At 62.4% G+C, this 16,743-nt stretch carries 12 protein-coding genes; 11 read left to right on the top strand and 1 reads right to left on the bottom strand.

The annotated features are described in order from the left end of the window. The first annotated feature begins 253 nt into the window (after positions 1–253). Together ACOYW0_RS15540 and arsB are read left to right on the top strand one after the other, a co-directional pair. Positions 254–688, top strand: a complete 435-nt coding sequence (locus ACOYW0_RS15540) for an arsenate reductase ArsC (protein ID WP_482414749.1) — start codon at positions 254–256, stop codon at positions 686–688. A 25-nt stretch (positions 689–713) separates the two neighbouring features. Continuing rightward, positions 714–1,898, top strand: coding sequence for an ACR3 family arsenite efflux transporter (gene arsB / locus ACOYW0_RS15535; RefSeq protein WP_482414748.1), 1,185 nt, complete (start codon positions 714–716; stop codon positions 1,896–1,898). 73 nt (positions 1,899–1,971) lie between these two features. Here arsB and ACOYW0_RS15530 read toward each other — a convergent pair whose 3' ends face one another. Next, a complete protein-coding gene (locus tag ACOYW0_RS15530; protein ID WP_180137148.1) occupies positions 1,972–2,292 on the bottom strand; it encodes an RNA recognition motif domain-containing protein in 321 nt (106 codons plus the stop codon). Positions 2,293–3,030: 738 nt separating this feature from the next. Here ACOYW0_RS15530 and ACOYW0_RS15525 point away from each other — a divergent pair. From ACOYW0_RS15525 to ACOYW0_RS15485, 9 genes are read left to right on the top strand one after another with little or no spacing between them, the layout of a single operon-like run. Further along, complete coding sequence (locus tag ACOYW0_RS15525) at positions 3,031–5,484, top strand: glycogen/starch/alpha-glucan phosphorylase (protein ID WP_482414747.1); 2,454 nt, start codon at positions 3,031–3,033, stop codon at positions 5,482–5,484. 38 nt (positions 5,485–5,522) lie between these two features. Further along, positions 5,523–5,861 (top strand): STAS domain-containing protein, encoded by a 339-nt coding sequence (locus ACOYW0_RS15520; protein ID WP_180137150.1) that lies wholly within the window; start codon positions 5,523–5,525, stop codon positions 5,859–5,861. 20 nt (positions 5,862–5,881) lie between these two features. Next, positions 5,882–6,370: an ATP-binding protein gene (locus ACOYW0_RS15515; protein ID WP_482414746.1), complete on the top strand. Its 489-nt coding sequence runs from the start codon at positions 5,882–5,884 to the stop codon at positions 6,368–6,370. 15 nt (positions 6,371–6,385) lie between these two features. Beyond that, the gene (locus ACOYW0_RS15510) at positions 6,386–8,056 is read left to right on the top strand and encodes a DUF4301 family protein (RefSeq protein ID WP_482414745.1); all 1,671 of its coding nucleotides are present in this window, start codon (positions 6,386–6,388) and stop codon (positions 8,054–8,056) included. After that, on the top strand, positions 8,053–10,332 hold the full coding sequence (locus ACOYW0_RS15505) for a glycoside hydrolase family 2 protein (RefSeq protein ID WP_482414744.1): 2,280 nt from the start codon (positions 8,053–8,055) through the stop codon (positions 10,330–10,332). The genes ACOYW0_RS15510 and ACOYW0_RS15505 overlap by 4 nt, the downstream gene beginning before the upstream one ends. Beyond that, positions 10,329–12,059, top strand: a complete 1,731-nt coding sequence (locus tag ACOYW0_RS15500) for a glycoside hydrolase family 9 protein (RefSeq protein ID WP_482414743.1) — start codon at positions 10,329–10,331, stop codon at positions 12,057–12,059. The genes ACOYW0_RS15505 and ACOYW0_RS15500 overlap by 4 nt, the downstream gene beginning before the upstream one ends. After that, on the top strand, positions 12,056–13,870 hold the full coding sequence (locus tag ACOYW0_RS15495) for a glycosyltransferase family 2 protein (RefSeq protein ID WP_482414742.1): 1,815 nt from the start codon (positions 12,056–12,058) through the stop codon (positions 13,868–13,870). The genes ACOYW0_RS15500 and ACOYW0_RS15495 overlap by 4 nt, the downstream gene beginning before the upstream one ends. Beyond that, positions 13,867–15,246, top strand: coding sequence for a DUF3131 domain-containing protein (locus ACOYW0_RS15490; RefSeq protein WP_482414741.1), 1,380 nt, complete (start codon positions 13,867–13,869; stop codon positions 15,244–15,246). Before ACOYW0_RS15495 ends, ACOYW0_RS15490 begins: the two co-directional genes overlap by 4 nt. After that, a complete protein-coding gene (locus tag ACOYW0_RS15485; protein WP_482414740.1) occupies positions 15,243–16,736 on the top strand; it encodes a DUF3131 domain-containing protein in 1,494 nt (497 codons plus the stop codon). The genes ACOYW0_RS15490 and ACOYW0_RS15485 overlap by 4 nt, the downstream gene beginning before the upstream one ends. Positions 16,737–16,743 lie beyond the last annotated feature (7 nt).

Raw genomic sequence — 16,743 nt, 5'->3', positions numbered from 1 at the left:
CCCGGAATAGAAAATTTCCGTAAGTTCCCCCGGACGACACACCCTTCAGCCCCCCAAGGCAAAAATAAGTTGCTGTAAAAATCAGCCATACGATACAATGGACGCCAATGTGGCAAGGCCCCTCACACAATCCTTACAAAACAGCGGTATGGTGAACGGTCCATTTAAAGGGAACAGCCCGAGTTCCCTCAACACGCACCCAACCGAATCAAAAAAAACAGAACACGCATTTCACGATTAAGGAGACACACCCATGCCCCAGAAGCTCACCCTTCTCTTTCTCTGCACAGGCAACTCCTGCCGAAGCCAGATGGCCGAAGGCTGGACCCGCCACCTGAAGGGCGATGTCATCGACGCCTGCTCCGCGGGCATCGAGACCCACGGCTTGAACCCCGACGCCGTTGCCGTCATGGCCGAAGCCGGGGTGGACATTTCCGGCCAGAGGTCCCAGAACATTGCCGACTTCATGGAGACAAAAATCGATGTGGTGGTCACGGTCTGCGATCATGCCCACGAGACCTGCCCCCTGTTCCCGGGCGGCGCCAGGGTGGTGCACGTGGGATTTGACGATCCCCCCCGCCTGGCCCGGGATGCAACAAGCCGCGAAGGCGAGCTGGACTGCTACCGAAAAGTGCGCGATGAGATCAAAGCCTTTGTGGAGACCCTGCCCGACGCCATCACCGGATAACCCCATCGCAACATAAGGAGACGCCATGACCACCCCACGCCCCGACGGCGACCATCGCGAAATGAAAAACCCCTTTGAGCGATACCTGACGGTCTGGGTAGGCCTCTGCATTGCGGGGGGCATCCTCCTCGGCAGAATCGCCCCGGAGCTGGCCAGGACCCTGGACGGCATCAGCATCCGGGTCAACGGTGCCCCGGTGGTCTCCATCCCCATCGCGGTCTGTCTCTTTTTCATGATGTACCCCATCATGGTCAAGATCGACTTTGCCGAGGTGGTCAAGGCGGGAAAAAGCGGAAAACCGGTGACCTTGACCCTGGTGCTCAACTGGATGATCAAGCCCTTTACCATGTACGGCATCGGGATTCTCTTCCTGGGGGTCCTCTTCCGGGGCTTCATCGGCCCCGAGGCCACGGACCTCGTCAAGATGCCCTTTGGTCTGGACCTCCCCGAAGGGGCCGCCCACGGGGCAGGCACCGTGGTGGTCTCCGGCGGCATCAGGATGCTCGAAGTCCCCCTGTGGCGGAGCTACCTGGCTGGCTGCATCCTCCTGGGCATCGCCCCGTGCACGGCCATGGTGCTGGTCTGGGGCTACTTGGCCCGGGGAAACGACGGCCTCACCCTGGTCATGGTGGCCATCAACTCCCTGACCATGCTCCTTCTCTACGGGGTGCTGGGCGGATTCCTGCTGGGGGTGGGCCGCCTCCCCGTGCCCTGGGAGGCCCTGTTTCTCTCCATTGCCGTCTACGTGGCCCTGCCCCTGGTGGCTGGCTACCTCTCCCGGCGATGGCTGATCAAGGCCAGGGGGCGCGCCTGGTTTGAGGAGACCTTTCTCCACCTGCTCACCCCGGTGACCATCACCGCCCTGCTCACCACCCTGGTGCTTCTCTTCAGCTTCAAGGGCGAGGTGATCCTTGCCAACCCCCTGACCATCCTCTGGATTGCCGTTCCCTTGTTTCTGCAGACCATCCTCATCTTCACCTTAGGTTACGGTGCGGCCCGGGTCCTGAGGCTCTCCTACGAAGACGCGGCGCCCGCGGCCATGATCGGGGCCTCCAACCACTTTGAGGTGGCCATCGCCACGGCCACCATGCTCTTCGGGCTCTCGTCAGGCGCTGCCCTGGCCACGGTGGTGGGGGTCCTCATCGAGGTGCCGGTGATGCTCATGCTGGTAAAAATCTGCACCGGGACCCGCCACTGGTTTACCCCATAAAAAAAAGCCCCATGCAGCCGGTCGCTGCATGGGGCTTTTCCTTACTTTTTACGTCAAACGAGGCAGGCACCGCTTAGTAGCGGTCGTACCCTCCGCCGTCTCCGCCGTTGTTGTAACCGCCTCGACGGCCACCGCCGTAATCCGAACGGGGTTTTCTCGGCCGTGCTTCGTTAACGGTCAGGGTGCGGCCCATGATCTCTGAGCCGTTGAGCGCTTCCAGGGCCGCGGCCGCCTGGTCTGAATCAGGCATCTCCACAAACCCGAACCCTTTGGAACGGCCGGTGTCACGATCGGTGATGATGCGTGCTGAGTCCACCTCACCAAAATTTTCAAAGACTGTCCTGAGCTCATCATCGGACATACTGTAGGCAATATTGCCGACATATATGTTCATCTGCGCTTTTCCTCATCGCCATTGGTTCCATGTCATCATCGAAATTTACCCCATGGCGAACGCAGACAAACTTCGATACCCGGGATACGTCATCCGGGCTTTTTCCATTTTGCCGGTACCATCAGACCTGGATATCCTGTGTCACGGCCTCCCCACGTTCGGCGCCATTTCGATACAGTACACTTAGTCATTGGAATACCTAAAAGATTACAGATCAACACCAAGGCTGTCAACACGAATAGTGACCGGCGGTTATTTTTTCAAACCCCAGGCCCTACAGATCTTTACGGGCGTTCAGCACTTTCTGTGGCCGCCCCGGGAAGACAAGGGTCCTCAACCGACGATTGACCTCTGCAGACTTCTCCCTTGACACGGAAGATCAAACCATGCGATTAATTAGTAATTATAGCCAATTATAAGCAATACTCACCTTATCATATCCATGGCACCCAAACCCCATGGTTCCACGCACGAAGGCCCCTTCGCCGGAGTCTCACCCCATCGCCGCCAACCCGACGCACCAGAATAAGGCCCCACGGACCATGGCATCTGCCGCCACGGCAGGACAATGCCCTTCCCGGACCACGTGATACCTCCCCGGGAAACACGGCAGACGCCACAGCCTCAATCCGTAAGCCCCTCGACCCTTGTCATCAAAGGTGTCGACGTCAACACGGCCCTGCTCGCACCCCCTACGATGCGACTCACAGAAGGCCCCACCCCATCCCGGAGGATTGAATGAAAGCCAAAGCCAAGTCTGCCAAGCCGTCAGCGCCCCATCGCCAGTCCATCTCCCGACACCTGAGGTACTCTTTGGGAACCCCGGAGAAACAGGCAACGCTCCCAAGCCTCTACGAAGCCACAGCCCTTGCCGTGCGCGACCACCTCATCGACAAGATGATGGAGACCGAAGCCCGGTATGAGAAAAAAAAGGCAAAGCGTGTTTACTACCTCTCCCTTGAATTCCTCATGGGGCGATCCCTTGGGAACAACCTGTACAACCTGGGGCTCTTCAAAGACTTTGCCCAAAGCCTGACAGACATGGGGGCCGACATCGACGAAATCCGCGCCCAGGAACACGATGCCGCCCTGGGCAACGGCGGCCTGGGACGACTTGCCGCCTGCTTTCTGGACTCCATGGCCACCCTGGGCCTGGCCGGATACGGCTACGGCATCAATTATGAATTCGGTCTGTTCAAGCAGGAGATCGACAACGGTTACCAGAAAGAGAAGCCCGACAATTGGCTGGGGGACGGCACCCCCTGGCAGATCACGCGCCCCCAGGAGCAGTGCATCATCCCGGTGTACGGACGCATCGTCCACGCCAAAGACCGCGACGGCAACTACAACCCCATGTGGATGGACTGGAAGACCCTCATCGGGGTTCCCCACGACATGCCCGTGGCCGGGTACGGGGGCAAGACCGTAAACACCCTCAGGCTCTACGCGGCCAAATCCTCCGACGATTTCGACATGGACATCTTCAACACCGGCGACTACTTAAGGGCCGTGGAGCAGAAGATGACCTCCGAGACCGTCTCCAAGGTTCTCTACCCCTCCGACGCCATGGAGTCCGGCAGGGAACTGCGCCTGGTTCAGGAGTACTTTTTCGTGGCCTGCGCCATCCGGGACATCGTAAACCGCCACCTGAGCTCCTACAAAACCTTCAACACCTTTACCGACCGGGTGGCCATCCAGCTCAACGACACCCACCCGGCCCTGGCCGTTGCCGAACTCATGCGCCTGCTGGTGGACGAACACGCCCTCTCCTGGGAACGCGCCTGGACCATCACCCGCGCCACCTTTGCCTACACCAACCACACCCTGCTCCCTGAAGCCCTGGAAAAATGGCCCGTGGGCCTCATGGAACACGTGCTGCCCCGGCACATGCAGATCATCTTTGAGATCAACCACCGGTTCCTGGACGAGGTAAAAGCCAAGTGGCCCGGAGACACGGGCCGACTGGCCTCCATGAGCATCATCGAAGAGTCCCACCCCCGCCAGGTACGCATGGCCCACCTGGCCATCATCGGAAGCCATTCGGTCAACGGGGTGGCCGCCCTGCACTCCGAGCTGGTCAAGACCGAGCTCCTGCCCGACTTCTATGCCCTCTACCCCAAACGGTTCAACAACAAAACCAACGGGGTGACACCCCGGCGCTGGCTCTACAAGGCCAACCCGGGCCTGACCTCCCTGATCACCCGGCACATCGGTGATTCATGGGTCACCCAGATGGAGCGAATCGAAGACCTGGCCCCCTTGAGCCGCGATGCGGCGTTCCAGGACGAATTTGCCGCGGTGAAGCGGGCCAACAAGGAGGTCCTGGCCCAGACCATCTGGGACACATGCCGCCTCACCGTCTCCCCGGACTCCCTGTTTACCATCCACGCCAAACGCATCCACGAGTACAAGCGGCAGCTCCTCTGCCTGCTCCACATCATCCACCAGTACCTGGAGATCGCCGAGGGCGGCAAGACCCCTAAGATCCCGCGCACCTACATCTTCGCAGGCAAAGCCGCACCGGGTTACGAGGCGGCCAAGCGCATCATCAAACTCATCAACAGCGTGGCCGACACCGTCAACAACGATGACCGCGTGGGTGATGCCCTCAAGGTGGCCTTTATCCCGGACTACCGGGTCTCCCTGGCCGAAAAGATCATCCCGGCAGCCGACCTGAGCGTGCAGATCTCCACGGCAGGCAAAGAGGCCTCGGGTACGGGCAACATGAAGTTTGCCATGAACGGGGCCCTGACCGTCGGCACCCTGGACGGGGCCAACATCGAGATCATGGAAGAGGTGGGGGAGGAGAACATCTTCATCTTCGGCCTCACCGCCGGGGAGGTACAGGCCATCCGGGCCTCCCACAACTACCGACCCTGGGAGATCGCCGAGACCAGCCCGGCCATCAAGCGGATCCTGGATGCCCTGGGCACAGGCCGGTTCAGCCCGGACGCCCCGGGCCGGTTCATCCCGGTCTGCGAAAGCCTGCTCAGCAAATACGACCCCTACCTGCACCTGGCCGATCTGGCGACCTACATCACGGCCCAGGAGCAGGTGGAGGCCTGTTACGCCACGCCCCGGACCTGGATGGAAAAGGCGATCCTCAACGTGGCCCGCATGGGCAAGTTTTCCAGCGATCGCACCATCATGGAATACGCAAAGGACATTTGGAACGCAACGCCCCAGGTCTGACCCGGTGGGCATAATCGCCATACTTAAGGAGGCAGCACATGCGTTTAGAGACACGCAAAGAGGGAGAGGTCTTCATCGTCCGTTCCCTTGAGAACAGAATGGACGCCAAGGTGGCCGTGGACTTTCGCACGGACATGGCCCGCTACATTGACGACGGTAACACGCGCATCGTCCTCAATGTGGGAGGCCTCAACTTCATCGACAGCAGCGGATTGGGAGCCATCGTCTCCTGCCTCAAGCAGGTGGGCCGGGACGGCGCCTTCGTCATTGCCGAAGCCGACGAAACCGTTCTGAGCATGTTTAAGCTCACGCGCATGGACCGGGTCTTCCGGATGTTCGATACGGAAACCGAAGCGGTCCAGGCCCTTTCCAGCTGACCCTTCAGGAGGAGCCCATCATGGATTCAAAAAAGATCACCTTTGCCATCGACAGCAACCTGAGGGACGTCTCCCTCATCGGCCTGTCCATCAACAAAATCTGTTCCCAGATCCCTTTGTCAGACGTGGAGGTCTACCAGATCGAGGCCTGCGTGGTGGAGGCCATCAACAACACCATTGAACACGCGTATCAGCACACCACGGGCCACCGCGTGGAGGTGGACGTGGACCTCTACCTCGACCGCATCGCCTTCAAGGTCAGCGACACCGGGTTGAGCATGGACCCGGCCGTCAGCCCCTCCCTGGACTTTGACCCCGAGGATCTGGACAAGCTGCCCGAAGGCGGCATGGGCCTGTTCATCATCCACCAGGTCATGGACCAGGTGGCCTATTGCACGGCCAACGGCAAAAACACCCTTGAAATGACCAAAAACTTCGGGCCCCACCCCCTCCTCGACGGTCACACGGATCCCCACCAGGCGCCCTCTGCCTCCCCACACCCCGGGTAAGGGACAAGGAGACTCATGAAGACACCTTCCTTTACACAGGCAGACCATGAAGCCTTAGCCGCCCGGGGCATCTCCGAGGAGCAGGCGACAGAGCAGCTCAGGACCCTTGAGCAGGGAGTCCCCTACCTCCCCCTGGACAGGCCCTGCACCATAGACGACGGCATCATCCGGCTCTCCCCGGACACCATCCGGGAGTGCATCGCCCGTTACGAGCGGGAAGCCCCGAGGCGGGAGATCACCAAGTTCACCCCGGCCTCGGGGGCGGCCACCCGCATGTTTCAGGACCTGATCCGCATGGAAAAAGACGATGCCTTTGTGGAGCCGGACTGGGTCCAGAAAAAAGCAGACAAAGGAGACGTCGCCAGCAAGACCCTGGTCACCTTCATGGCGAACCTGGACAAGTTTGCCTTTTATGAGGCCCTTTCCGTGCTGTCCGCACACGAAGGGATCCCCCTGGCCCGACTCCGGGACCGCAGCCACCACCTCCGAATCCTGCGCTACCTCCTTCACCCCGTGGGCCTGAATTACTCCCGGCGCCCCAAGGGCCTCATCCTCTTTCACCATGCCCCGGAAGGTCCCCGCACCGCCTTTGAAGAGCACCTGGTGGAGGCGGCCCACTACGCCAGGGGAAGAGGCGATATCTGCAGGCTCCACTTCACGGTTTCCATGGATCACCAGCCCCGGTTCGAAGCCCTGTTCAACCATGTTCGCCAGGGTTACGAGTCCCGCTTAGGTGTCCGCTTCGACCTGCACTTCTCCACCCAGAAGAGCAGCACCGACACCCTGGCCCTGGACCTCTCCGGAAAGCCCTTCCGTCAGGACGACGGCTCCCTTCTCTTCCGACCCGGCGGCCACGGAGCCCTTCTGGACAACCTGAACCGCCTGAAAGGGGACATCGTCTTTATCAAAAACATCGACAACGTGGTCCCCGACCCCTTAAAGCCCCCCACCACACGGTTCAAAAAGGCGCTGGCCGGGCTGCTGCTCACCCTCCAGGCAGACACGTTCAGGTGGCTCAAGCTCTTAAGCGTGCCCGGGCCGCCCACCATGGCCGACGAAGCCATGGAATTCGCCCAAAGCTGCCTCAACATCAACATTCCGGAGTCCATCCGGCGGGCCTCGCCCCCCCACCGTCGCACCTGGATCATCGACAGGCTGCATCGCCCCTTGCGCGTCTGCGGCGTGGTGGAAAACCACGGAGAGGCCGGGGGAGGCCCCTTCTGGGTAGGCCAGGACAATGGCCCTTCCCTGCAGATCGTGGAGGCGTCGTCCGTGGATCCGTCCTCTCCCCGCCAGCAGGAGCACCTGAAGTCCGCCACCCACTTCAACCCCGTGGACCTGGTCCTGGGGCTCCGGGACTTTCAGGGACGGACCTTTGACCTTACCCAATTCACGGACCCGGAGGCGGTTTTTATCTCCAGAAAGACCAAGGCCGGGCGAGACCTCAAGGCCCTGGAGCACCCCGGACTCTGGAACGGCGGCATGGCACGATGGAACACCGTGTTCGTGGAGGTGCCCCCCGAGACCTTCGCCCCGGTTAAAACCGTTTTGGACCTCCTGCGGGACGAGCATCGGTCCGCCCCCGCGTACCAGGACCCCTCACGTCCCTGGGCCCTGTGCAGGGGCGCCGCATTCGGGCAACCTTCTTCGGGCACAGCGCCCCCCGACGGAGAGGTCCCCCCATGAAACCTGAGCGCCCCATACCGTCCATGGGCCCGGTACGCACAGGAGCCTGGGTCGCCGTCTTCCTGGCGGTGGTGATGGGGTGTGTCGCCTGCATGACGCCCCAGGCGCCTCCCGACGCATCGCCTGAAAACCATGCCGTACAGGCGCTCTCCCTGGACGGCCCCTGGCACTACAAAACAGGGGGGCTGGGCCCTGAGAACCTCTTTGACCCGGCCCTCTCCCATGGCGACTGGGCCCTCATGGAGCTCCCGTCCAACTGGTACCTCCGCGGCCTGGACCACGCCGGGGTGGTCTGGTTTCGAAAAACCGTGACCCTTGACCTGCCGAAAGACGCCCTGGCCCGACTCCACTTTGAGGGCGTGGACTATGCCTGCGACGTCTGGGTCAACGGCCACTGGGTGGGCCACCACCAGGGCTATTTCGCCCCTTTTGCCTTTGATGTCACGGACCGGCTCACGCAAGGAGAAAACCTCATCGCCGTGCGGGTCAACAGCCCCAATGAGGAGTACGGCAAAGAGTGGAGCCTGAACAAGCGCCTCATCAAAGGGGTGCTGAACCACCACGACACCCGCCCCGGCGGGGCCTGGTCCCACCGGGGGCAGGAGAAAAACTGCGGCGGAATCTGGGCGCCGGTAACCCTTCGGATCACCCGAAAGGCTTCCATCACGCGCCTTGCCGTCACCCCGAAGCTTACGGGCACCGGCGCCGAGGCCCGGGTTGCCATTGACCTGGCCACACCGGACATGGAAGGGGAGACCGTGGAGGTCCTCCTCGGGATCACGCCCCACACGGCAGAGGGCCAGCCAACGCAAACCGTCACCACCCGGGCGGAGTTCCCCTGCCCGGGCACTGCCCTTACGGGGCACATGGTCCTTTCCGTGCCCGAGGCCAGGCTATGGTGGCCCTGGGACCACGGAGAGGCCACCCTCTATCGCCTCACGGCCACGGTTCGCCAGGGCAAGACAATCCTGGATACACGCTCGGAGACCATGGGGTTCCGAGAGGTCCGAAGGGATCCCGACTCCGGCACCTGGTTCATCAACGGCAGACGCATCTTCCTGAGGGGCACCAACTACATCGCCTCCCAGTGGCTCTCGGAGATGACCGAAGAGCGCCTGGCAGCAGACCTTCGGATGATGAAAGAGGCCCACATCAATGCCATCCGCGTCCATGCCCACGTGGAACCCAAGGCTTTTTACCGCCTCTGCGACGAAATGGGCCTTCTGGTCTGGCAGGATATGCCCCTGCAGTGGGGCTACTCAGACGACAGGGAGGTTGCCGCCGAGGCCGCCCGGCAGGCAGGGGAGATGGTGGTCTCCCTCTACAACCACCCCGGCATCTTCACCTGGTGCGGCCACAACGAACCCCCCTGGGATGCCACGTGGATGAAGTGGAAATACCCCAATTACACCCCGGGCCAGAACCGCCTGCTGGGCGAGACGGTGGGGCGGGCCCTGGCCAAAGCCGATGCCTCCCGGCCCGTACAGAATATCTCCCCCACCGCCGACCACCCCTGGCTGGGGTGGTACTCGGGACACTGGCGGGATTATGCCCGGCCCACGGACAGGGCCCTTATCTCGGAGTACGGGGCCCAGGCCCTGCCCGCACGCAAGACCCTGGAGAGCTTTCTGCCCCCGGACGCCCTCTGGCCCCGGACCCGTGAGGCATGGGACCTCTGGGCCTACCACAACTTCCAGGAGAGGGAGAGTTTTGAAATCGCAAAAATCCCCCGGGGAGAGTCCGTCGACGAGCTGATCCACGCCACCCAGTCCTACCAGGCCAAACTCACCCAGCTTGCGGCGGAATCGTACAGGCGCCAGCGTTTTGCCCCGGTGGGGGGCGTCTTCCAGTTCATGTTCGTGGAGGGCTGGCCCTCCATGAACTGGGCCATTGTGGATTACCTCAGGCACCCGAAACCGGGCTACGAAGCCCTGAAACGGGCCTATCAGCCCCTGCTGCCCAGCATCGAGATGAAAAAAGAGACCTGGGCAGAAAATGAAACCGTCACCGCCCGGTTCTGGGTCATCAACGATCGGCCGGAGGGAATCCCCGAGGCCACCTTGACCCTGGCCCTCATGCAGGGTGACAAAACCCTCACCAAAACACGGACGCCCGTTACCGTTGAGGCAGACAGCGCCCGAGAAATCACCCACCTCTCCCGGGCCGGGCTGATCCCAGGGGACTACCGCATGGAGGCGGCCCTCCAGGGGCCAGACGGCGGGGTCCTGGCCACAAACGCCCTGGATTTCAGGGTGGAAAAAGGAGACAAACCGTGACCCGTTTCCTGGCCCTTGCCCTCATGGTTGTCGCCCTGCCCGTGGCAAGCCTCGGCAATGCATTGCACCCGGGGTCCGAGCCCACGCGCATCCTGGTCAATCAGGTGGGGTATCTCCCCCACCTGCCCAAGCTGGCCCTGCTCACCGGAGAGCCGAAGGGCGCGCGGGATGCCCGGGCCACCCTGGTGGACGAGAACACCGGCTCCCCCATCCTTGAGATCGCCCCGGGGACCCCGTACCGGGAAGAGCCCCACGGCACCGCCCTGAGGGTTCTGGACTTCTCAAGGCTCACACAGCCGGGCCGCTACCGCATCACCTGGCAGGGGGTACGCTCCGCCCCCTTTGAGGTCAACCCCAAGGCCTTCCATGACGGCCTGACTCTGTTGCTGCGTTCCTACACCCTGCAGCGGTGCGGCACGGCCCTGAACGACCCTGTCACCGGGCTGGTCCACGAGCCCTGCCACACCCGGGACGGGGTGGTGGCCCATGAAGATGCCTTTGCCGCCACAGGCTCTACCGTGGACGCCCGGGGCGGATGGCACGATGCCGGAGACTTTGGAAAATACGTGGCCACCACCGCCGTCACGGTGGGCAGGCTCCTCGCGGCCTGGGAAGAGGCACCGGAATTCTTCGAAAGCCTCGACCTCTCCCTGCCGCACAAAGAGAAAAGCCCGTTGTGCGACACCCTTGCGGAGATCCGGGTGGGCCTTGACTGGATGCTGCGCATGCAGCGAAGCGACGGCGCCTTTTACCGAAAGCTCTCCGGGGCATCCTGGCCCGCGGCCATCCCGCCGGACGCGGATTTGCAGATCCGGTATCTTTACGGCATCTCCTCCCCGGAAACCGCCAAGGCTTCAGCGGCCCTTGCCATGGCGGCCCGGGTTTACAGAACCAAAGACCCCGCCTTTGCCGGGACCTGCCTTAAGGCAGCCCGGCGCGGCTGGGACTTTCTTGAAGCCACCCCGGAGATGGTGGTGGATATCCATAAGGGAGACGACACGGGCTCCGGCCCCTACCTTGCCGGTCCCATCGACCGGGAGGCCACCCTCACCACGGATATAGACGACCGGTTCTGGGCTGCGGCGGAGCTCTACATCACCACGGGAGAGGCCCCTTTCCTTGCAGAGGTGCAGCGCATCCTGCCCCTGCTTCCCTGGGGACTCTTTGAGTGGAAAGACCCCTCGGCCCTGGGCATGGCCAACCTCCTGCGCCACAAAAACACACCGGGCAAGGTCTCCGCAGCCCTTGAGGCCAAGCTCCTCCGCAGGGCGGACAGCCTCCTTGCCAATGTGCGCAAAAGCCCCTGGATGACAGCCAACCCCCGCATCATCTGGGGATCCAATAAAATGATCGCCGAAGAGGGCATCACCCTGGCCCTGGTTGCCGAGAAGACCAAAAACCCCGCCCATGTGTCGGCGGCAGTCAGCCAGCTCAACTACCTTCTGGGGATCAACCCCTTTGGCATAAGCTACGTCACAGGCCTGGGGGAGACCTCGGTGAACCACGTCAACCACCTCTACGGCAGGGCCGTGGGCATCAACATCCCGGGACTTCTGGTGGGCGGGCCCAACGTCAACGCCGAAGACGGCGTCGCCCCCAAGGACAAGGGGCTCAGGAGCTACATCGACAACGAGACCTCCTACGCCACCAACGAGTACGCCATCGACTACAACGCAGCCCTCATCGGCCTGATGGTCCGTTTAAGGGCCCTGGAGACCGCCTTATGACCGCCTATTTCGAAAAATACGAATCGGTCCTGCCCCCGGAGCCCATCCCCCACTCCATCCCCCGGGAGCTTCTCTGGCAGTTCCTGGCCACCATGAGCCTGGGGGTGGGATTCTGGTACATTGCCTGGCGATGGACCGACTCCCTGAACCCCGAGGCTCTCTGGTTTGCCGTGCCCCTGGCCACGGCCGAGACCTTTGCCTATGTGGGGCTCATCCTCTTTGTCATCAACCTCTGGGCCGTGCGGGACATCCCCATGAAGGAGCCCCCCTCCTCCATTCGCCAGTGCGTCTCCGAACCGGACGCCTTTGAGGACCGCCCCCTTCAGGTGGACATCTTCTTTCCCACCTACGACGAAGATCCCGAGCTGGTAAGGCTCAGCATCCTGGACGCCAAGGCCATGGACTACCCCCACCCCATGGATCTCACCATCCATGTGCTGGATGACGGCAAGCGCCCGGCCATGGCAGAGGTGGCCCGGCAGGAGGGGGTCAACTACATCACCCGGGACTCCAACATCGGGTTCAAGGCGGGCAACCTGCGAAACGCCATGGAGCAGACCTTCGGGGACTTCATCGTCATCTGCGATGCCGACACCCGGCCCTTTCCCACCATGCTCCGGCGCACCCTGGGCTACTTCCGGGACCCGGACGTGGCCTGGGTCCAGACCCCCCAATGGTTCTTTGAGCTTCCCCCGGGCACCCCCCTTGCCCAGGTGATGAAAAAGCGGCTGGGCACCCCGGGCCACCTCCTCGGCCGGGGCATCGAAAAGATCGTGGGTCCGGTCATGGTGGGGGAAGATCCGTTCTGCAACAGCCCCCAGATGTTCTACGACGTGATCCAGCGGCGCAGGAACTGGGCCAACGCCTCCTTCTGCTGCGGGGCGGGCTCCATCCACCGGCGTGAGGCGGTGATGGAGGCGGCCCTGAAGTCCTACTCCACGGCCATGGACCGCTTCATCGGAAACATCACCCGGGACATCAAGGACCTCTCCCTGAAGTCCGACCTCACCGAAGCCATGCAGCGGGAGCTGGCCCTGGAGACCGAGCTCACGCCGTACAAGTTCCACGTCTCCGAGGACATGTACACCTCCATCGTCCTCCACTCCGACCCGGACCGGCAGTGGAAGTCGGTGTTTCATCCCCCCATAGAGTCCAAGATGCTCTCCACCCAGGACCTGGTGAGCTGGGCGGTCCAGCGGTTCAAGTACGCCGGGGGCACCATCGACGTGGCCTTGAACGACAACCCCCTGTTCAGGCGGGGCATGACCATTCCCCAGAAGCTCATGTACGCCTCCACCTTCTGGTCCTATTTAGGGTGCATCTGGAACGTCATCTTCCTTGCGGCCCCCATCATCTACCTCTTCACGGGCATCGCCCCGGTGGCCGCCTACTCCATGGACTTTTACAAGCACGTGCTCCCCTTCCTCTTTTTGAACACCCTGGCCACCATGGTGGGCACCTGGGGGGTGGCGGCCTGGTCCGGCCAGTCCTTTTACCTCTCGTTTTTCCCCATCAACTTCCGGGCCCTGACCACCGTGCTCAGGGGAAAAAAGATCTCCTTTCCCGTGACCCCCAAGACCCGGCAGGAGGGAAACTTCGCCCACCTGGTGGTCCCCCAGATCCTGGTGATGGTCCTCACCGCCGCAGGCCTTGTCTATGCGGGCCTCATGGCCTGGGCAGGCCGGTTCGACAATGTCAACGGCCTGCTCACCAACGCCTTCTGGGGCGCAAACAACATCCTGGCCATGTGGGGCATTGTGGCCGCCGCCTTCTGGAAACCCGACCCGAACGATGAAGGAGAGACACCATGACCTTTACCCAAGGCCTGCTCAGGGCACGCAGTCACATCGTCTTCCTCCTGGGACTCGTTGCCGCCTTCGGCACGGTCATCGCCCTGGAACGGGCCGAGTTCCAGCAGGCCGCGGCCCCGGCCCTTGTCATCGAAGAGACCGCCGACCTTGCCATGGGGGCTCCGGCGTCCCTGTCCCAGACAGAGATGGCCTGGGCCCGCATCGCCTGGACCTACTTTGAGAACAACCTCCAGGAAAACGGCCTCGTCAACTCCGTGGACGGCTACACCGCCACCACCCTCTGGGACACCGCCTCCTACATGATGGGCCTCATCTCGGCCCGGCGCCTGGGGCTCATCGACGACGGGACCTTCCACGGCCGCATGGGCACGCTCCTTGAGACCCTGGAAACCCTGCCCCTGTTTGACGGCAAGCTCCCCAACAAATCTTACAACACCGTCACCGGCGCCATGGTGGATTACAACAACCGGCCAACAGAACGTGGCATCGGATGGTCGGCCATCGACATCGGGCGGATCCTCACCCCCATGAACATCCTGGTCTGGAACCACCCCCGCCACACCCAGCGCGTGGCCGCCATCCTCTCGGCCTGGGACTTTGAGGCCCTTATTCAGGAAGGAAGCCTCTACGGGGCGGCCCTGGACGACGACGAAGAGATCCTCCTGCTCCAGGAGGGACGCGTGGGCTACGAGCAATACGCGGCCAAGTCCCTTGCCCTCATGGGCCTGGACGTGACCCGGGCCCTCTCTTACACGGCCTTCCTCGATTTCGTGGATGTCTACGGGGTCATGGTGCCCCACGACAGCCGGGACCCGGAGATCTACCACGCCCACAACTACGTGGTCAGCGAGCCCTTTATCCTGGATGCCCTGGAATACGGCTGGGACGAAACCTCCCGGGAGTTCGCCTACCGGGTCTTTACGGCCCAGCAGCGACGGTTTGAGGCCACAGGCATCTTGACGGCGGTGAGTGAGGACAACATCGACACCGCCCCCTGGTTCGTCTACAACACGGTCTTCACCGACGGAAAGATCTGGAACTGCATCACCGAAGCCGGAGAGGACGCCTCAGCCTTCAAGAGCCTCAGCACCAAGGCGGCCTTCGGCTGGCACTGCATCTTCGACACCGACTACACCCGCCGCCTCATGACCGCCGTGGCCGGGCTCAACGACCCGGCCAAGGGCTGGTACTCCGGCCTCTACGAAAAAAGCGGGGCTCCCAACAAAGCCATCACCTGCAACACCAACGCCATTGTCCTGGAGAGCCTCTGCAGGAAGCAGACAGGAAAACTCGTCGCCATCCACGGCACCAGCGACGCCAAAGAGTCCGAGCCGCAGACCGCAGTGCGGCTCCACCCCGAAGGAGAGACCCCATGACCACTCCGACCCCAGCCCGACGCACGGTGTTGTTCGGTGCCGCTGCCGGGATGCTCCTGCTCATCCTCGGCGCCTGCTCCCCGGACGGCTACCGGTTCATCCCCTCCTACGACGACGGCGAGGAGGACCGCATCGAGGCCATTGCCATCGACAAAAAGCCCGAGCCGCCCCGGGACGGTCCGCGCCATGTGGGGCGCAACGGCGCCCTCACCGAAGAGGAGATGGCCCTGGCCAGGGTGGCCTGGGTTTACTTCGAGAACAACTACAACCCGGAAACCGGCCTGGTGAACGCGGTCAACGCCTACCCCTCCACCACCATGTGGGACACCGGCTCCTACCTTGGGGGCCTCGTGTCCGCCTATGAGCTGGGCATCGTCGACAAGAACGAACTCAACATGCGCCTCACGGCCATCTTAAAGACCTTCAACGAGCTGGACTTTTTCAGGGGGGAGCTGCCCAACAAGGCGTACAACACCAAGACCGCCCAGAAGGTGAACTACGCCAACCAGCCCGGGGAAATCGGCTACTCGGCCCTGGACCTGGGCCGCCTGCTCATCTGGCTGCGCATCATCAAGGAACGCTACCCAGAGCACAGCAACGCCATCGACAGCTTTATCCTGCGCTGGGACTTCTGCCAGGTGCTGGACCGATGCGGCACCATGTACGGGGCCATCCTCAAGGACGGCCAGCCCCAGTACCTCCAGGAGGGGCGCCTGGGCTACGAAGAGTACGCGGCCAAAGGATTCCAGCTCTGGGGCTTTGACACCACCCGGGCCTCCAAGGCCGAGCCCTTTGCCTACATCCTCATGTTTGACGTGGACGTCCCCTACGACACCCGGGACCCCCGGGAGCTGGTGGCCCACAACTACGTGGTGTGCGAGAGCTACGTGCTGGACGGCATCGAGCTCAACTGGGACCTCACCACGGACAGGGACGACAACGACCGCTCCCACTCCGACACGATCTCCGAGGATTTTGCCCAGCGGATCTACGCGGTGCAGGAGGCAAGGTACCGCATGAAAGGAATTCTCACGGCCCGCACCGAGCACCAGCTCGACGGCCCCCCGTACTTTGTCTACGACACCATCTACACCGACGGCTACACCTGGAACACCATCACCGAGGACGGCACCTACGTGCCCCAGTTTTCGGCCATTGCCCTGAAAGGGGCCTTCGGCCTCTGGACCCTCTGGGAGACCCCGTACACGGACCTGCTCTACGACGCGGTCTCCGGCCTCTACGACCCGGAAAAAGGCTTTTACGAAGGACGCTACGAGGTCAACGGCGGCCTCATCAATACCTTTACCGCCAACAACAACGGCATCATCCTGGAAACCCTGCTCCACAAGGTCCAGGGCAAGCTCCTGAAGTTCGGGGACCACCCGAGCAAGTGGGATAAGGTCATCGCCGACGAATTTTCAGGATCCGACAAGTGTTACCCCGGCCATCGCGAGAGCTGCGGCCCCTTTGTAAAAGAGAAGGTGCCCTGACCCATGA

The organism is Desulfoluna sp. HI9BLuna (assembly GCF_056829775.1).
The sequence above is the reverse complement of the archived record's forward strand: the minus strand, read 5'-3'. Positions and strand labels throughout refer to the sequence as shown.